The following is an 18,687-nucleotide window of genomic DNA, read 5'->3' as shown; positions in this document are numbered from 1 at the left end:
TGCTCCTTAATATTAGTTGTCTGGATAGACTTTTTCTTTGAATTCGCAAAGATCTTCGATGATGCAGCTGCCGCAGCGCGGTTTACGAGCGACACAGGTATAGCGTCCGTGAAGGATCAGCCAGTGGTGCACATCGAGTTTAAATTCTTTTGGAACGACTTTAAGTAGTTTCTCTTCCACATCGTCGACGGTTTTGCCCATCGCAAATTTTGTGCGATTTGAGACACGATATATATGGGTGTCTACGGCGATGGTTGGCCAGCCGAAGGCGGTGTTGAGTACCACGTTGGCGGTTTTGCGTCCAACGCCGGGTAGGGCTTCCAACGCTTCACGGTTTTCTGGGACTTCGCTGCCGTGCTTTTCGATGAGGATCTTACAAGTCTTAATGACGTTCTCGGCTTTTGAGTTAAACAGACCAATCGTCTTGATGTACTCTTTCACGCCATCTACACCAAGCGCTAGCATGGCTTCTGGTGTATTTGCGACGGGATAGAGTTTATCAGTGGCTTTGTTAACACTGACGTCGGTTGCCTGCGCGGAGAGTAGAACCGCTATCAGCAGTTCGAATGGTGAACTCCAGTTAAGCTCAGTCTCTGGTTTGGGGTTGTTTTCGCGAAGCCGCTCTAGAATCTCTTTTCTTTTGGTGTTGTTCATTTGCTGACTAATTCTTCCGCTGATTGCTTGTACTCAGTGTCTGAGTATCCAGTGTGTTTTTATTATAAAAATGCCCGAAAATCTCGGGCATGAAAAGCTTTAGTTAGTAACGCGAGCACGTTCAATCTCTGGTTTTTCTTGTTTTGGTTGGCGCTGCTCGATTTGCTTATCGATGACGTTCTTAAGAGCAATCAAGAAGCCGACGCCGATAAACGCACCTGGTGGCAACAAGGCCAACAAGAACTGACTATCAAATTGGAACACTTCTATGCGAAGCGCTGCTGCCCAGTCGCCTAGGAGCAGGTCGGCGCCATCAAACAGGGTACCGTTACCGATTAACTCTCGCATCGCACCAAGCACAACCAGTGCTGAGGTCATACCCATGCCCATCCAAAAGCCATCGAGAGCAGCAGGGCCAACCGCGTTTTTAGAGGCGAACGCCTCTGCACGGCCAATGATGATGCAGTTGGTCACGATAAGCGGGATAAAAATACCCAATGATAAGTAAAGGCCATAGGCGTAAGCGTTCATCAGCAGTTGAACACAGGTTACTAGCGCTGCAATGATCATGACGAACACCGGGATACGCACTTCTTTTGGCACATAGTCTCGAACCAAAGAGACTGTAACGTTGGAGCCAACTAACACCAATAGCGTCGCGAGTCCCAAGCCTAGGGCGTTGGTGACGGTGGATGAAACCGCAAGCAGAGGACACAGTCCAAGCAGCTGTACTAAAGCTGGGTTGTTGTCCCACATGCCATTTTTAAGGAGTTCTTTTGAGGTTGTCATTACTCACCTCCACAGTTACGTGGCTGGTTTAAAATGGAATCGCGATTGTTGTTCACGTATTCCACGGTATTTTTGACCGCTTTTACCACCGCTCTTGGCGTGATAGTTGCGCCAGTGAACGAGTCGAACTGGCCGCCGTCTTTGCGGACTGCCCACTCATTCAGGTTGTCATCAGTCACTTGCTTGCCAGAGAAACCTAAGATCCAATCTGTGATTCGAAGATCGATTTTATCACCTAGCCCAGGTGTCTCTTGGTGCGCTAATACTCGCGTACCCAAGATAGTTCCGTCGACATCAACGCCAATGATGAGCTTGATGGCGCCGCTGTAACCATCTGGTGCGATGGTTTCAATGGCAAGAGCTTTTGGCTCATTGTTGATGGTCGCAATGTAAGCTGGCTGCGCTGCTGTGGTTCCAAGCGCAGGATCGCTGACCAAGGTGCAAGCGGCATACAGCTCATTGTCATGTAGCTCATGAGGGATGACCTCATTCAGCGTCGCTTGCAGTTGTGCGCGTTCTTGGCGCAAGATCTGATCTTTGGTCAGATACTGAGTAACGGCAACGACGCCCGTTGATGCACACGCAAAGATAGCCAGTGTTAAGCCGTTTTTTCTAATTGCATTCAACATAATATCAGTGCCCGTAAGTTCTTGGTTTGGTGTAGTAATCGATCAGCGGTACGCACATATTGGCGAGCAGGACGCCAAAGGCGACGCCATCAGGGAAACCGCCCCAAGTACGGATGATGAAAACCATCAAGCCAACGAAGGCACCAAAAATCAAACGACCTTTTACCGTGGTTGATGCAGAAACCGGATCGGTCGCAATAAAGAACGCACCAAGCATAGTCGCACCCGACAACAGGTGCAGCAGAGGCGAGCCTGTTTCGCCTGGCCAAATCATTGCAAAGAAGCCGCTGACTACCGTCAGAGACACTAACATTGCAACAGGGATATGCCATTGGATAATACGCAGTTTAAGTAGAGCTAAACCGCCCAGTAGATAAGCCAGGTTTACCCATTCCCAACCAATGCCAGCGAGGCTGCCAAAGATTGGCTGGCTTAGCACTTCACCTATGGTGTTGCCATTGCTGATGCCTGTTTTGAAAGCATCAAGAGGTGTGGCCATAGTGATGCCATCAATACCCGTTCGGATTTGCTGTAGTGAGTAGCCGTCCATATCAAAGCCGCCAAAAATCAGCGAGAAAGCATCGGCAAACCCAACGGGCTCGTTTGAGATAGAAATTGGCGTGATCCAGCTTGTCATCTCTACAGGGAAAGAGATAAGCAGCACGACATAGGCCACCATTGCTGGGTTAAATGGATTCTGACCCAGACCACCATAAAGGTGTTTCGCGATAACGATAGCGAATAGTAGACCAATGACGACTACCCACCATGGAGACAATGGTGGGATGGCAATCGCAAGAAGCCAAGCGGTCACCAAAGCACTGTAATCACGAAGTGCTAGAGCAGGGGAGCGTTTGCGAAGCAGCATGACCGCAGCTTCAAGTCCCAATCCGACAATAATCGCTAGTGCGAGTTGGATAATTGTGCCCAACCAAAGAAATAGGTCTGAGCAACAAGGCCTGGCAGTGCACACAGCGCTACGCCTTTCATTAGGTCTGGCGTACGTTTGCGGCTATGGGCATGTGGAGAGCTAGCAATAAAGAACGACACTAGTTGTTCTCCTTATTTTGTTCTTGTTGGCGTTTTCTTGCTTTCGCACGAGCAATGGCGGCAGCGACAGCGGCCTTTTTCGGATCGTCCGACTCCGAAGTTGTCGTCTCAGTCGCCACTTCCTTAGGTTGTTCAGCTTGTGCTGATTCTGCTTTTTCAGGTTCAGCTTGAGCCGCTTGCTTGCGAGCTTTAGCGCGTGCAACCGCCGCGGCTACTGCTGCTTTTTTGGGATCCTCTGCTTCCGCCGCTGGCGTTTCGCTTTTCGCTTCTTCTGGCTCAACCTGAGCAGCTTGCTTACGGGCTTTAGCGCGCGCAATAGCAGCAGCGACTGCAGCTTTCTTAGGATCGTCTGTTTCAGACGCTGGCGTTTCGCTTTTCGCTTCTTCAGGCTCAACCTGAGCGGCTTGCTTACGAGCTTTAGCGCGCGCGATAGCGGCAGCGACTGCCGCTTTCTTAGGATCGTCTGACTCAGAGGCTGGCGTTTCGTCTTTCGCTTTTTCTGGCTCAGCTTTATCGGCTTGTTTGCGAGCTTTGGCACGAGCAATTGCAGCAGCGACTGCTGCTTTTTTCGGATCGCTTGACTCAGAAGTTGGTGTTTCGGTTTCTGCTTCTGACGAATCAGTTTGAGTCGCTTGTTTGCGAGCTTTCGCACGAGCAATCGCCGCGGCTACGGCATCTTTTTTCGCTTCTTGGCTGTCTGAATCGGAAGGTGCATCTTGTTGCTGCGCGGCTTTCTTAGCTTTCGCACGAGCTAAGGCTGCAGCAATCGCGGCTTTCTTCGGATCGACATCGGCGCTGGTTTCAGCAGTCGCGCCTTCTGGCGCTGACGCTTTCTCAGCTTTACGCTCTCTGGCTAGACGCTTACGCTCTTCGCGCAGTTTCGCCATTTCTGAATTGTCTGGCTCTGCTTGGCCTTGCTTAGCCGCTTCCGCCTGCTTAGCTTTGGCGCGGGCAATGGCAGCAGCGACCGCTGGTTTCACTTCACTCGTGGTTTCAGCTTTGGCTTTCTGCGCTTTGACGCGCTCAATTGCAGCAGCGATAGCGTCGTCTCCGCCAGACTTACTCATTTGCTTGCGGCGATCATCAGCGGCTTTCTTGAATCGATTCTCGCGTTCCGCTTTGTCACGCTCCATGCGAGCTTTTTTCTCTTCAAAACGGACTTTAGCGCGTTCAGCAGCATCAGCATCTTGCTTACGAGTGCGGATTTCGGCTTTAGCCTGACGATAGTATTGAACAAGCGGGATTTCGCTTGGACAAACAAACGCACACGCACCACATTCGATACAGTCTTTAAGGTTCAGCTCTTCGCATTTGTCGTATTCTTGCGATTTTGCGTACCACTGCAATTGTTGTGGTAGCAAAGATGCAGGACAAGCTTCGGCACACTGACTACAACGAATACAAGCGATCTCATGGGAGCGCGGATCAATCTCGCGGAACGTTGGAGCCAAAATGCAGTTTGCCGTTTTGGTGATAGGCACGTTGGCATGTGGAAGGGTAAAGCCCATCATTGGCCCACCCATGATAAGGCGCTGTGACTTCTTATCGGCTTTGTAACCAAACTCATCAAGCAGCGCTTGTACTGGCGTACCAATGCGCGTCCAGACGTTGCGTGGTTGTTTGAAGGTTTTGCCTGTGAGTGTGACGACACGCTCAATGAGTGGCTCACCTTGCAGACGGCACGCTTAATGGCGAACGCCGAGCCGATGTTTTGTACCATGAGGCCAATATCAGCAGGAATGCCACCGACTGGCACTTCAAGATTGGTTAAGATCTTGATGAGCTGCTTTTCACCACCAGAAGGGTATTTGGTTGGGATCACACGGATCACAATGTCTTCGTTCGCAGCGGCTTTCTCCAGGGCTTTTATAGCCTCAGGCTTGTTATCTTCAATACCGATGATGGTTAGCTTTGGTTTTAGCATGTGCTTGAGGATGTTGATACCTTCAATCACTTCATCAGCGCAATCTTGCATTAAGCGATCGTCAGCCGTGATGTAGGGTTCACACTCAGCAGCGTTAAGGATCAAGATTTCAGTGCGCTGAAGACCAGATTGGATTTTCTTCGCGGTTGGGAAGCCTGCACCGCCCATGCCGGAGATACCAGCAAGTCGAATGGTCTCGATGAGCGCGTCTGGCTCAAGTGCACGGTAGTCTTCAACTGGAGAAAGTTTAGTCCAGGTGTCTTCACCATCCGCTTCTATCACAATGCACAGATCACTCAAACCCGATGGGTGAGCAATAGTGCGAGGCTCTATCGCTTTGATGGTGCCAGAGGTTGGTGCGTGAACAGGCAACATGAAGGCGGCGTTGACTTGGCTCAGTGGCTGACCTTTAAGTACTTTATCGCCAACGTTAACCAATAGGTCACCTGGCTTACCAATGTGCTGTTTTAGAGGAATGACGAGTTCGCTCGGTACAGCAGCGCGCACAATCTGATTGCGATTAGATTGCGTCTTGTTTTCTTGCGGGTGTACGCCGCCAGGGAAGTCCCAAAGGGAGCCTGATTTAATTTGTTCGATGAGTGATAACATAATGCTCCCTACTTACCGTTTGGTTCTGTCGTTGGTTCGGTAATATTGACGACAGGGATAGCATCCATTTGCCATTTCCATGTATCCGCGGTGGTTTCTACCGGGATCATTTCAATACAATCAGTCGGACACGGCGCAACGCAAAGGTCACAGCCGGTACACTCATCCTTGATAACCGTGTGCAGTGCTTTAGTGCCACCGACAATGGCGTCTACAGGGCACGCTTGAATACATTTGGTGCAGCCAATGCACATGTCTTCGTGGATAAAGGCGACTTTTTTGACTGATTTTTCAGCGTCGTAGGCAGTATCTTCGACTTCGACACCCATTAAGTCTGCAAGTTTTTCAATCGTCGTTGGCCACCCGGAGGGCACTTGTTGATCGCATCGCCGTTAGCAATTGCTTCGGCGTAAGGGCGGCAGCCTGGGTAGCCACACTGACCACATTGAGTTTGTGGCAGAATACTGTCGATCTGATCGACAATGGGTCTGCTTCAACTTTGAATTTGATAGAGGCAAAGCCTAGAACGGCGCCAAACAGACCCGCTAGGATAACAACAGCAACAATGGCGATAAGGATGGTACTCATTATAGTTTCACCAACCCTGTAAAGCCCATGAACGCAAGCGACATCAGTCCTGCGGTAATCATTGCGATAGAAGCACCTTTGAATGGCGCTGGTACATCGGCGGCCGCAATACGCTCACGCATGGAAGCAAATAAGATCAGTACCAGAGAGAAACCAACGGCAGCACCGAATCCATAGATGATAGATTCGATGAAGTTGTGGTTTTCATTGATGTTGAGTAGGGCGACACCTAGCACGGCACAGTTGGTCGTGATTAACGGTAAGAAAATACCGAGTAACCTGTATAGGGTCGGGCTGGTTTTGTGTACCACCATCTCCGTGAACTGCACCACCACCGCGATAACGAGGATAAAACTCATCGTTCGCAAGTATTGGATACCTAGAGGCACAAGAACATAAGTTTCAACAAGGTAGGCGCACACCGAGGCTAAAGTCAGTACGAATGTTGTCGCAAGACCCATGCCGATGGCCGTCTCGAGTTTTTTAGATACGCCCATAAATGGACATAACCCAAGGAATTTAACCAGTACGAAATTGTTGACGAGTACTGTGCCCACCAACAACAAAAGATATTCGGTCATAATAAAAAGTGTAAAGAGCTCCGATCCCGATATTATCCAGTTTTGAGCGGTGAATAACAACCTGTGAAATCTATGGTTTTGCTCGTTTGTACGAAAAGTATAGGCATTCGGGCTAAAAACAAATAAAGACGTACAGAATTGGGTGAACGGGAGCAGACAAAAAGGCTGTCAGTTTAGAGGAGTTTGTGAGCCGAAGATACGAAAAAGCCGCGTCTTGTGACACGGCTTTCTCTAGAATTTGGCTCCCCCTGCGGGACTCGTACGCGGGCGGCGAGCTCTGAGACATAAAATCCTGTAGGGATTTCTGTCGCTTGGATATGAAAAAGCCGCGTCTTACGACACGGCTTTTTCTGGAATTTGGCTCCCCCTGCGGGACTCGAACCTGCGACATACGGATTAACAGTCCGCCGTTCTACCAACTGAACTAAGGGGGAATTGCTTTAAGCGGGGCGAATCTTAGCTACCCTAGGTGTATGAGTCAATGGTTTTTTTGAAAAATTACTGCAAAAAAAACTTCAAAAAACGCTTTACTTTCCTGGGAGCCTTATCGCTCATAAGGTTGTTTTACTTATCCACCAAAATTGTGGATAAATGTGTTAATTGTGCGGTAGAGAATGTTGGTTTGAGTAATTACTCATTTGATGGGGTGTGAATAACTGAATGAGTTGTCAGTTATGTTGTTGAAATATAATTAATTTACAAAACTAAGGTTGGGCGTGTCAAAAATGAGAATATTGTTATTAACAGCTAAGCTAGGATTGATTGGGGAAAAACCGTGGATGGTTTGAAACGCTTGGTTTAGACGTGGGTTTTGCTTGGGTGCACACAATAGCAAATTGCGCGTATAAAGGCGAGCTTTAGGTTGCAAATTGATAGCGCTAGCGCTCAAATAGTAGGGTTGCAGATAAGGGACATAAATAGATGGCAAAACACTTTGAATTGGTTTCTGATTACAAACCGTCAGGAGACCAACCTACCGCAATTGCGCAGTTAGTCGACGGCTTGGATTCAGGTCTCGCCCACCAAACGTTGCTCGGGGTAACCGGATCCGGTAAAACCTTCACGTTAGCAAACGTGATTGCCGAGGCGCAAAGACCCGCTATTTTATTGGCACCAAACAAAACCCTCGCCGCACAGCTTTATGGTGAGATGAAAGCCTTTTTCCCGAACAATGCGGTTGAGTACTTCGTTTCTTACTATGACTACTATCAGCCAGAGGCGTATGTACCGACCACCGACACGTTTATTGAAAAAGACGCGTCAGTGAACGCTCACATCGAGCAAATGCGTTTGTCGGCCACCAAAGCACTGCTTGAGCGCAAAGATGCGATTATCGTCGCGTCGGTGTCGGCCATTTATGGTCTAGGCGATCCCGATTCGTATTTGAAAATGATGCTTCACGTGACACGCGGTGCGGTGATCGACCAGCGTGATATCTTACTTCGACTTGCGGAGCTTCAATATTCTCGCAACGATGTCGCGTTTGAACGTGGCCAATTTCGCGTGCGTGGTGAAGTTATCGATATCTTCCCCGCAGAATCTGATCAAGAAGCGGTACGCCTTGAAATGTTCGATGACGAGATTGATTGCATTAGTCTTTTCGATCCGTTGACGGGTGTGATTACCCAGCGCGATATCGCGCGCTACACCATCTACCCTAAAACGCACTATGTTACGCCGCGAGAACGTATCTTGGATGCGATTGAAGAGATCAAAAAAGAGCTCACTAGCCGAGCGACCTATCTGAAGGACAATAATAAACTCCTTGAAGAGCAGCGCATTACTCAGCGTACTCAGTTTGATATTGAGATGATGAACGAACTTGGCTTTTGTTCAGGCATCGAGAACTACTCCCGTTACTTGAGTGGTCGCAAAGAAGGTGAGCCGCCTCCGACACTATTCGATTACTTGCCAGCAGACGGGTTGCTCATTATTGATGAGTCACACGTGACCGTGCCACAAATTGGCGCCATGTATAAAGGTGACCGCTCTCGAAAAGAGACGCTGGTGGAGTTTGGTTTCCGTTTGCCTTCGGCTTTGGACAATCGTCCGATGAAGTTTGAAGAATTTGAGATGATTTCGCCGCAAACTATCTTTGTTTCGGCGACACCAAGTGCTTATGAGCTCGAGAAGTCGAACGGTGATGTCGCCGATCAGGTGGTGCGCCCAACAGGTCTCTTGGATCCAGAGATTGAGGTGCGTCCTGTTGCGACTCAGGTGGATGATTTGCTCTCCGAAGCTAAAGCTCGCGCCGCAATTGATGAGCGTGTGCTGGTGACGACGCTTACCAAACGTATGGCGGAGGATTTGACGGAATACCTCAATGAGCACGGCGTGAAAGTACGCTATTTACACTCAGACATCGATACCGTTGAACGTACCGAGATCATTCGCGATTTACGTTTAGGTGAGTTTGATGTGCTGGTAGGGATTAACTTGCTTCGAGAGGGTTTGGATATGCCGGAGGTGTCGCTGGTGGCGATCCTTGATGCTGATAAGGAAGGTTTCCTGCGCTCAGAACGCTCTTTAATTCAGACCATCGGCCGTGCCGCACGTAATATCAAAGGCAAAGCGATTCTATATGGTGACCGTATCACTAAGTCGATGCAAAAAGCCATCGATGAGACCTCTCGTCGCCGTGAAAAGCAGCAGGCTTACAATGAAAAAATGGGGCTGGTACCCACTGCGCTCAAACGCAACATCAAAGACATCATGGAAATTGGTGGAGTGGTCAAAGGTGGTAAGCCGAAAAAAGGCAAACAGGTACCACTTTCCAAGGTCGCCGAGCCTTCACAAGCTTATGTGGCGCTGTCCTCACAAGATCTCGAAAAACAAATTCTCAAGCTCGAAGGGGAAATGTATCAGCACGCTCAGAACTTAGAATTTGAGCTGGCTGCAGAAAAACGTGATGAAATAGAAAAACTTAGACAACACTTCATCGCTAATAGTTAACAAGCTTTGAGCAGTCTGGTAGGCTGCTCAAGCTTTAAGCAGTAAAATAAAAATGGTTTTTCTTACTCAATAATTGCAAAATGCGAATATGCTTATAGAGTAACCAAATAAAGCAAACATAATAAAACAACAGTTAGCTAGGATTTATGCAACCTCTATTCGACGAGCCGAAGTCTCGCTACCTACTGATGGTAGAAGATACGGCCTCCGTTGCGGCTTTGTATCGCTCATATCTTTCTCCGTTGGGGATCGATATCAATATCGTTGGCAATGGCCGTGATGCGATTAAAAGCTTACAGCATCGGACACCCGATCTGATACTTCTTGATCTGCGTCTTCCCGATATGACGGGGATGGATGTTTTGGACGCAGTAAAACAATCTCATCCAGACGTGCCTATCATCTTTATGACAGCGCACGGCTCTATTGATATCGCGGTCGACGCGATGCAACACGGTGCCCAAGACTTTCTAATTAAGCCTTGCGAGGCTGACCGTCTGCGCGTAACCGTAACCAATGCGATCCGCAAAGCTTCTAAACTGCGCGATGAAATCAACGATACGGGTAGCCCAAGCTATCAAGCTTTATCGGCAGTAGTCAGCCAATGCAAGCTGTCTATCGCACTATCGACTCCGCCGCATCCAGTAAAGCCAGTATTTTTATTACCGGTGAGAGTGGTACCGGTAAAGAGGTATGTGCCGAAGCCATACACGCTGCGAGTAAGCGGGGTGACAAGCCATTTATCGCAATTAACTGTGCGGCGATCCCTAAAGATCTGATCGAAAGTGAGCTGTTTGGTCACGTTAAAGGCGCTTTTACTGGCGCTGCGGTTGATAGACAAGGTGCGGCTGAGCTTGCCGATGGCGGCACACTGTTTCTTGATGAGCTGTGCGAGATGGATCTCGAACTGCAAACCAAATTGCTGCGCTTTATCCAAACCGGTACTTTCCAAAAAGTGGGCTCTTCACGTATGAAGAAAGTGGACGTGCGCTTTGTGTGTGCGACCAACCGCGACCCTTGGAAAGAGGTGCAAGAAGGGCGGTTTAGGGAAGACTTGTACTACCGTTTGTATGTGATCCCATTGCACCTGCCGCCGCTTCGTGATCGTGAAGAAGACGTGATCGAAATTGCCTACTCGTTGTTGGGCTTCATGTCGCATGAGGAAGGGAAGAGCTTTGTGCGCTTTTCTCAAGATGTGATTGAACGCTTCATCCACTACGAGTGGCCGGGTAACGTGCGTCAATTGCAAAATGTGCTGCGTAATGTCGTGGTACTTAACCACGGCAAAGAGATCACGTTGGATATGTTGCCGCCACCTCTAAATGAGCCATTGGTCGTCGTGAAACCAACCGTATCATCGGTAGCGGTCTCGTCATTTGGCCCACAAGATATTGTGCCGCTATGGCAAACTGAGCGACGCACCATTGAGCAGGCTATTGAGGCTTGTGATGGCAATATCCCACAGGCCGCAAAGTATCTGGACGTAAGTCCATCGACTATTTATAGAAAAATCCAAGCATGGAATGCGAGTGAGAGCAAAGCATGACGTTTATGAATCAAGACCGAGTTGAGCAGCTTACCAACGAAATTGGCAAGAGCAATATTCCTATTTTATTGGGAATATTCACTGGTGAGTTGGTGACGTATCAAAGTCAGCTTAGTGAAGGCACACTGAGCGACAAAATGGAGCTGCTAGCGGAAATATGCCATGCACTCAAGAGCAGCGCCGCCAGTTTTGGCGCTGAGCCTTTATGCCAGCTTGCGATCCAAATTGATGCCAAGTCGAAGCAGAACACGCTCGTGGAAGATCAAGCCCTGATAGACCAAGTGCTGGCACTGCTTGCTAACACACATACCACTTATGTTAGCTACCTTGAGACGATAGAAGCCTAGTGTTTCAAAGGTGACAAATGTAAAAAATGCAGCGGTAGAGGCTGCATTTTTTATGCTCGCTCGTTATAGATACAGTTTTCTAAGCTCTTTCTTATCAACTTTCCCAACGCTGGTCTTAGCAATGGCATCGACAAACTTAATCTTCATTAGTAGCGCCTCTCTAGCAGGATGCCTTTGGTGATAAACCCTTTTGCAAACCCTAACAGCTCTTTTTCCGCCACCGTTTGATCGGGTTTCAGGGTGATCAGAGCCAGAGGAACTTCGCCCCATTTATTGTGCGGCATGCCAATCACAGCAGCTTCAGATACGGCTTTGTGTTGATGAAGAATGTCCTCAAGTTCAAGGGAGCTCACCCATTCGCCTGAGATTTTAATCATATCTTTCACGCGGTCAGTAATCTTGATAAATCCTTCTTGGTCGATGGTTGCGACATCGCCTGTATGTAAGTAACCACCTCGCCACAACGCCTTCGAGTTCTTATTGTCTTTGTAGTAGCTCGGTGTAAGCCAAGGAGCTCTCACGACAATTTCGCCTGTGGTTTCGCCATCGTGCGCGAGTGGCTCCATTTGTTCATCGACAATCTCAATGTCGACCATCGCGACTTTTTTTACCTGTTTTCGCCCGGTATTCTGCTTGAGTGTCCATGTCACGTTCAAGGTGCTCAGGGGTGAGCTGCACTATCGATAGGATTGGACCGGTCTCACTCATGCCATACCCAGCAAAGACATCTATGTTGCGCGCTAATGCAGCCTGACAAAGTGCTTTTGGCAATGCAGCGCCACCAATAACGACTTTCCATCCAGCTAAATTCACCGAGGACGATTTAGGTGAGTTGAGCAGCAAGTGCAAGATGGTGGGTACGCAGTGTGAGAAGGTCACTTTTTCTTGTTCAATAAGGCCAAGCAGTACGTCTGGGATATATTTACCCGGATAGACCTGTTTGATGCCAAGCATGGTGGCCATATAAGGTAGACCCCAAGCGTGAACATGAAACATTGGCGTAATAGGCATGTAGATGTCGCCTTGATGCAGCCGGCCTTGAACCGCATTGGTGCCAAGGGAGCTTAGAATTCCTAGGGTATGCAGCACCAATTGACGGTGAGTAAAGAACACCCCCTTTGGCATCCCTGTTGTACCTGTCGTGTAGAAGGTAGTAGCAACGGTATTTTCATCAAAGTCAGGAAAGTCAAACTCGGTCGGTTGCGCCGCCAATCGCTGCTCATATTCACAGTCGCCTTCATCACGAAGTACCACGTAATCATTGATGGTGTCGATGCGTCCTTTGATTTGATCCAAGAGTGGTAAAAACTCTTCATGGATGAGCAGTACATCGTCTTCTGCGTGGTCGATGGTATAGAGAATTTGCTCTGGAGAGAGACGAACGTTAATCATATGCAGCTTGGCGCCAATCATAGGAATTGCGAAGTAGCACTCTAGATAACGATGAGAGTCATAATCCATGACAGCGACAGTGTCACCTTTCTTAACGCCCATATGAGTTAGGGCGTTGGCAAGCTGTCTTACGCGATCATGGAAGGTCTGGTAGCTGTGGCGTCGGTAGTTGGCGTAGATGATTTCTTGGTCTGGATCAAAAGCAACAGGGGAGAATAGGAGATTCTTGATCAACAGTTGATAATTGGATGGGTCATTCACGTACTGGTTCATGTCGGCACTTCGCTATTTTGATTGTTGTAATGCTAGAGTGATGCATTCACGGCAGCGCAACAATTTGCTTGGTTAGCAATTGTTAACTAAGTAGGGTTTTTATCAGAATAGCAGTGAGGAACTGTGAGTGAATACTTACCTGGTATACAAAAAGCCTCAACTATGTCTAAGTGACTGAGTATGAGGCTTTTTGTTGGGAATATTCAGCGAATCGTCTTGAACTTATTGCAGTAGCGACTCAATCGCTTGCTTGAGTTTATTCCTATCATGGCGCCAATCACGATTGGGTGAGGCCAGAGGCTGAGTCATGCAGTTCCAGCGTGAACAAATATCTGGGTGTGCCTGCTCACCTAAAATGACGTCGAGTTTTCGGCCATGTAGAGCGCGTTCGCACCATTGCAGTTTTTGCTCCAGCGTCATTCTTCCAGCCGGGCCATACTCGGGTGATAGATTCTCAACAAACATCACTTTGGCTTTGGTATTACTGCTAATGGCTTGGCTGAGTTCAGCAAGCAAAAGCGGTGGCATGATACTGGTTAGAAAACTACCAGGACCAAGCACAATACAGTCCGCCTCGAGAATCGCATCAACCGCTTCTTTTGTCGCAGGTACAACAGGTTCTAAATCAAGACGCTGTAGATCTTGCTCCATTTCATCCACGGAGGTTTCACCCGTAACCCATTTCCCTTCTACCGAAAGTGCTTTAAGATCAGAAGGGTGCTCAGACATTGGGATGATATTAACATCGACTTTAAGTAAGTCTCGTATTAGTTCTATTGCGTCGAGTGGGCGGACGGATAGGTTATCCAATGCGGTAAGCATAAGGTTGCCAAGGTTGTGACCATTCAAGTCGCCAGTGCCTTTAAAACGGTACTCAAACATCATGGAACCGATAGACGGATCGGTAATGAGCTGGTTGATACAGTTGCGAGTGTCGCCCCAAGCAATGCCGCCTTGGCACTCTCGAATACGGCCGGTGGAGCCGCCATTGTCCGTTGTTGCGACAATACCTGTGGCATTAGAGCCAAAATCTTTCAGCGCAGCCAACATGCGCCCTAAGCCGTGACCGCCACCAATCGCGACAATTTTTTTTGATGAATAGTTGCTCATCTTATTCTACTTTTGTGTTACTTAGTTGTCGTAACATAGGGTAAATTGTTCATTTGCGATACTCAACTATAATAAAAATGACGAATAGATAAGGTTTTTTGATGACAAAGCTGGAAAACCCTGTCGTTATTGAGTATTTTACTCGCACGCTGTTAGGGACTCATGTCGCTAACTGCCATAACTCCGAGCTCACGACGCTAAGTCTTTTTCGCACCCATCCTGTTGGTAATGTCGATTAAGATAAGCGTGTTGAGCCAGTGACAAAAGGTCACAAGGGCTTGATTGGAAATGATCACGCCTCCCGTGTTTGGAAAGGTGTTCCGTGGCGCAACAATTCGAAGATAAATTCCATCGCAAGTTTTATTACTTGCGCTTGTCGGTTACAGACGTCTGTAATTTCCGATGTACATATTGCCTCCCTGATGGCTACAAACCGCCTGGTCACAAAAGACCAGCTTTTTTAACGCTGCCTGAAATAAAGCGTGTTGTCACTGCGTTTGCAGATTGTGGCACGTCAAAGGTGCGCATCACTGGTGGTGAGCCTAGTCTTAGGAAGGACTTCCCTCAGATCATTGAAACGGTCGCCAATACTCCCGGCATCAGCAAAGTGGCTACGACGACCAACGGTTATCGTATGGCTAAACAGGTTGATACCTGGCAGCAAGCGGGTTTGACTCATATTAACGTCAGCGTTGATAGCCTTGATCCTCGTATGTTCCACCAAATTACCGGCGAGAACAAATTTACCGAGGTGATGGCGGGTATCGACCGCGCGTTTGAGATCGGCTACAAGCAGGTCAAAGTCAATGTGGTGTTGATGAAAGATCTCAACGCTAAAGAGCTGCCGTCGTTCCTCAACTGGATCAAAGACCGTCCTATTCAACTTAGGTTCATCGAGCTGATGCAAACCGGGGAAATGGACGAGCTGTTTCAAAATCATCATGTCTCAGGCGTGGACATTCGCAATCAACTCATCGCTAACGGCTGGATACTGAAAGCGCGTCAAAACAACGACGGCCCGGCTCAAGTATTCGTGCACGCTGACTATAAAGGTGAGATTGGCTTGATCATGCCATACGAGAAAAACTTCTGCGAAAGTTGCAACCGCTTGCGTGTCTCAGCAATGGGTAAGCTGCACTTATGCTTGTTTGGCGAGCATGGTGTAGAGTTGCGAGACTTACTGCAAGAAGACGCGCAGGAGCAGGCGCTAATCGAGCGCATTCAAGCACAATTACAGACCAAGTCGGTCAGTCACTTCCTACATGATGGCAATTCAGGAATGACGCCACACTTGGCATCCATCGGCGGCTAATTCGCGTCGCCGATTTTAATGTTTACAGTTTTTATAGGGTGAAAATCATGGGTCACGCAGAGAGCAAATTTGTGCCTGCGAATATCGCAGTGCTAACCGTTTCAGATACACGTACAGAAGAAAATGACACATCAGGTCGCTACCTGGTTGAAAACCTGCAAGAAGCGGGTCACACGCTGGCAGACAAAAAAATCGTTATCGATGACATCTACCAAATCCGCGCTGTGGTTTCACAGTGGATTGCTGACGAAAACGTTCAAGCCGTGATGATCACTGGCGGTACAGGTTTTACCTCTCGTGATAGCACACCAGAAGCATTGGTACCTCTTTTCGATAAGCAAGTAGAAGGCTTCGGTGAGCTATTCCGTGCGGTATCTTACGAAGAGATTGGTACCTCGACGATTCAGTCACGTGCGATTGCGGGCTTTGCTAATCACACAGTGATTTTCGCGATGCCGGGTTCAACAGGTGCGTGTCGCACGGGTTGGACGAAAATCATTAAGCAGCAGCTCGATGCAAGTCATCGCCCTTGTAACTTCATGCCTCACCTAACTAAGTAACTGTCGGGGTTAGCCATGTCGGAATTTACACATATTAATGCATCGGGCGAGGCCAATATGGTTGACGTCTCAGCCAAGGCAGAGACCGTTCGGGAAGCGCGTGCAGAAGCGTTTGTGCATATGGCACCGGAAACGCTGAAAATGATTACCTCGGGCAACCATCACAAAGGGGATGTGTTTGCTACCGCACGTATTGCAGGTATTCAAGCTGCGAAGAAAACGTGGGATCTGATCCCGCTATGTCATCCGCTGTTGCTTTCAAAAGTTGAAGTGCAGCTAGAGGCGCTGGAAAGTGAAAACAAAGTACGCATCGAATCCGTGTGTAAGCTAGCGGGTAAAACGGGTGTAGAAATGGAAGCGCTGACTGCAGCTTCTGTCGCGGCGTTGACGATTTACGACATGTGCAAAGCCGTACAAAAAGACATGGTGATCGACAGCGTTCGATTACTAGAAAAAACCGGCGGTAAGTCAGGTCACTTTAAGGTGGAATCATGATTAAAGTACTGTTTTTTGCGCAAACTCGCGAACTGGTTGGTATCGACGCGCTTGAACTTGAGGCCAGTTTTGACACGGTCGAAGCTATCCGAGCTCACTTAGCAAAGCAAGAGGGCAAGTGGGACTTGGCTCTTGATTCTGGTAAGTTATTAGCTGCTGTGAACCAGGACATTGTACCGCTCACGGCGACCGTCAGTGACGGTGATGAAGTGGCCTTTTTCCCTCCTGTTACTGGGGGTTGATATGACGATTCGTGTATCGGTTCAGCAGCAAGACTTTTCGGTAGGTACAGAGTATGAAGCTCTGGCTGAGGGCAGCGCATCTGGCGCGATAGTGACGTTTACGGGCAAAGTACGTGATATAAACTTGGGCGACGATGTGCAAGGCATGTCGCTTGAGCACTATCCGGGGATGACGGAACGCGCGTTAGAGAAAATCTGCGACGAAGCGGAAATGAGATGGATGCTGAACGGTATTCGTGTCATACACCGTGTCGGCGATCTGGATGCAGGTGATCAAATCGTGTTTGTCGGTGTGTCCAGTGCCCACCGCGGTGCGGCGTTTGAAGCGTGTGAATTCATTATGGATTACTTGAAAACCAAGGCGCCATTTTGGAAGAAAGAGCGCACCACAGAATCAACTCGATGGGTTGAGTCGCGTGAGTCTGACGCACAGGCCGCAGAGCGCTGGCAGAAATAACAAGAGCATGCCTAGGCATGCTCTTGTTACTTTGTTCGGTTATTCGGCATCGAGAAATGCATTGACTGCTGTGATCACTCCAGCTTCGGAATTACTTGGTGCCGAGAAGCGAGCAAGCTCTTTAACACCTGGGTGGGCATTGTCCATCGCGTAAGAGTAATAACTCTCCTTCAACATCTCTACGTCGTTAAAGTAGTCACCAAAACTCATGGTCTGCTCAAAACTAAAGTTCATGGTTTGCTGTAGGTGGCGAATGGCCGCACCTTTTGAGGCGACTTTGTTCATGACATCAAGCCAAATCTTAGCACTAACCACGACTTGAAAATCTTTACCAAATGCAGGGCGGATCACCGGATCGATGTGAGCTTCAGAGCCATCAAAGTGAAGCAGAGCAACTTTAATAAATTCGTCTTCTACGCTCAGCAAATCGTCAACATATTGGCAGCGGTGGTAGTACTTATTGATTTCTGCCAGTGCCTTTGGATCTTGCGTTTCGATGTAAGCACCTTTCTTACCACATAGCACAATAAACGCACCGGAGATCGTACGGGCTTGGCGAATGATGTCAGGCACGGAAGCTGAATCAAGCGTACAGCTATACAGCTCTTTGTCCTGATGCATGACCATAGTGCCATTTTCAGCGATAAACAGCATCTCTCTTGGTAGTCTGCAAAAGTATCACGCAAGCTATAGTATTGACGACCAGACGCCGCAGCAAACAGAATGCCTTGAGACTTGAGCCTTTGAAATAACGCAGGAAACTGCGCAGGAAGCTGGCCTTGCTCGTCTAACAGGGTTCCATCCATGTCGGTTGCGATGAATTTGATTTTTGAAGCTGTCATAGTTGAATGCTAATTTTGTGAGTGAGGCTAGAGTTTAGCGCTCAAGATAGGGTAAAGGAAGTACATTACTGGTGGTTACCTAAAAATTGAGCAATGAGCGCCCATTATTTGTGCGTCTCACCAAAATAGTGCATCGAAAAGCACGTCTGCACTCGTAAGTTATTGATAATTAAAATTATCATTATTGGAATCATTCTTGCTCCCTCTTTTCACAAAGGCTGTGTCTTGTGCAGAACAAGACAGATGACCGTGAACAATAACTAACTCGTCAATGGCAAAGGCGCCTCTTCTTGAAATAAGAAGAGGCGCCTTTTTTATCGATGTCGCCGGGCTCA

Annotated in this window: 12 protein-coding genes, 1 tRNA gene, 6 pseudogenes and 1 riboswitch; of the genes and pseudogenes, 8 read left to right on the top strand and 11 right to left on the bottom strand. The window is 48.3% G+C overall.

Annotated features, from left to right (window positions below):
• Window positions 1-12: 12 nt before the first annotated feature.
• The 8 genes and pseudogenes from nth to TZ48_RS20945 form a co-directional block, all read right to left on the bottom strand.
• Window positions 13-654 (bottom strand): endonuclease III, encoded by a 642-nt coding sequence (gene nth / locus TZ48_RS20980; RefSeq protein ID WP_112480531.1) that lies wholly within the window; start codon window positions 652-654, stop codon window positions 13-15.
• Between the two features lie 99 nt (window positions 655-753).
• Window positions 754-1,443, bottom strand: coding sequence for an electron transport complex subunit E (locus TZ48_RS20975; protein ID WP_112480530.1), 690 nt, complete (start codon window positions 1,441-1,443; stop codon window positions 754-756).
• The gene (rsxG, locus tag TZ48_RS20970) at window positions 1,443-2,072 is read right to left on the bottom strand and encodes an electron transport complex subunit RsxG (protein WP_112480529.1); all 630 of its coding nucleotides are present in this window, start codon (window positions 2,070-2,072) and stop codon (window positions 1,443-1,445) included. Before rsxG ends, TZ48_RS20975 begins: the two co-directional genes overlap by 1 nt.
• A gap of 4 nt (window positions 2,073-2,076) precedes the next feature.
• Window positions 2,077-3,122, bottom strand: a pseudogene (gene rsxD, locus TZ48_RS20965) (electron transport complex subunit RsxD).
• A pseudogene (gene rsxC / locus TZ48_RS20960) lies at window positions 3,122-5,655 on the bottom strand (electron transport complex subunit RsxC). The pseudogenes rsxD and rsxC overlap by 1 nt, the downstream one beginning before the upstream one ends.
• A gap of 8 nt (window positions 5,656-5,663) precedes the next feature.
• Window positions 5,664-6,115 (bottom strand): annotated as a pseudogene (gene rsxB, locus TZ48_RS20955) (electron transport complex subunit RsxB).
• Between the two features lie 127 nt (window positions 6,116-6,242).
• A complete protein-coding gene (gene rsxA, locus TZ48_RS20950) occupies window positions 6,243-6,824 on the bottom strand; it encodes an electron transport complex subunit RsxA (RefSeq protein ID WP_042476631.1) in 582 nt (193 codons plus the stop codon).
• A gap of 358 nt (window positions 6,825-7,182) precedes the next feature.
• A tRNA-Asn gene (locus tag TZ48_RS20945) sits at window positions 7,183-7,258 on the bottom strand.
• A gap of 487 nt (window positions 7,259-7,745) precedes the next feature.
• On the opposite strand from TZ48_RS20945, the gene uvrB reads away from it, so the two are divergent.
• The 3 genes and pseudogenes from uvrB to TZ48_RS20930 all read left to right on the top strand — a co-directional run bounded on the left by uvrB (window position 7,746) and on the right by TZ48_RS20930 (window position 11,669).
• Window positions 7,746-9,776 (top strand): excinuclease ABC subunit UvrB, encoded by a 2,031-nt coding sequence (gene uvrB, locus TZ48_RS20940; protein ID WP_112480528.1) that lies wholly within the window; start codon window positions 7,746-7,748, stop codon window positions 9,774-9,776.
• Between the two features lie 146 nt (window positions 9,777-9,922).
• Window positions 9,923-11,322 (top strand): annotated as a pseudogene (gene luxO / locus TZ48_RS20935) (quorum-sensing sigma-54 dependent transcriptional regulator LuxO).
• Entirely contained in the window at window positions 11,319-11,669 is a 351-nt protein-coding gene (locus TZ48_RS20930; RefSeq protein WP_112480527.1) for an Hpt domain-containing protein, read from the top strand. Before luxO ends, TZ48_RS20930 begins: the two are co-directional and overlap by 4 nt.
• A gap of 63 nt (window positions 11,670-11,732) precedes the next feature.
• On the opposite strand, the pseudogene TZ48_RS20925 reads toward TZ48_RS20930, so the two are convergent.
• Window positions 11,733-13,334 (bottom strand): annotated as a pseudogene (locus tag TZ48_RS20925) (long-chain fatty acid--CoA ligase).
• 222 nt (window positions 13,335-13,556) lie between these two features.
• Entirely contained in the window at window positions 13,557-14,444 is an 888-nt protein-coding gene (locus tag TZ48_RS20920) for a YvcK family protein (RefSeq protein WP_112480526.1), read from the bottom strand.
• 169 nt (window positions 14,445-14,613) lie between these two features.
• A riboswitch (molybdenum cofactor riboswitch) is annotated at window positions 14,614-14,778 on the top strand.
• Between TZ48_RS20920 and moaA the strand changes: the two genes are divergently transcribed.
• From moaA to moaE, 5 genes are all read left to right on the top strand, one after another.
• A complete protein-coding gene (gene moaA, locus TZ48_RS20915) occupies window positions 14,767-15,756 on the top strand; it encodes a GTP 3',8-cyclase MoaA (protein WP_112480525.1) in 990 nt (329 codons plus the stop codon). Its footprint overlaps the riboswitch before it by 12 nt.
• Before the next feature lie 47 nt (window positions 15,757-15,803).
• Window positions 15,804-16,316, top strand: a complete 513-nt coding sequence (moaB, locus tag TZ48_RS20910; RefSeq protein ID WP_112480524.1) for a molybdenum cofactor biosynthesis protein B — start codon at window positions 15,804-15,806, stop codon at window positions 16,314-16,316.
• Between the two features lie 15 nt (window positions 16,317-16,331).
• On the top strand, window positions 16,332-16,811 hold the full coding sequence (gene moaC / locus TZ48_RS20905) for a cyclic pyranopterin monophosphate synthase MoaC (RefSeq protein WP_042502300.1): 480 nt from the start codon (window positions 16,332-16,334) through the stop codon (window positions 16,809-16,811).
• Entirely contained in the window at window positions 16,808-17,053 is a 246-nt protein-coding gene (gene moaD / locus TZ48_RS20900) for a molybdopterin synthase sulfur carrier subunit (protein ID WP_112480523.1), read from the top strand. Before moaC ends, moaD begins: the two co-directional genes overlap by 4 nt.
• A 1-nt stretch (window position 17,054) precedes the next feature.
• On the top strand, window positions 17,055-17,510 hold the full coding sequence (gene moaE / locus TZ48_RS20895; RefSeq protein WP_112480522.1) for a molybdopterin synthase catalytic subunit MoaE: 456 nt from the start codon (window positions 17,055-17,057) through the stop codon (window positions 17,508-17,510).
• A gap of 39 nt (window positions 17,511-17,549) precedes the next feature.
• Here moaE and TZ48_RS20890 read toward each other — a convergent pair.
• Window positions 17,550-18,352 (bottom strand): annotated as a pseudogene (locus tag TZ48_RS20890) (HAD family hydrolase).
• Between the last annotated feature and the right edge of the window lie 335 nt (window positions 18,353-18,687).

Source organism: Vibrio variabilis, from assembly GCF_003263785.1.
Lineage (GTDB): Bacteria > Pseudomonadota > Gammaproteobacteria > Enterobacterales > Vibrionaceae > Vibrio > Vibrio variabilis.
The sequence above is the reverse complement of the archived record's forward strand: the minus strand, read 5'-3'. Positions and strand labels throughout refer to the sequence as shown.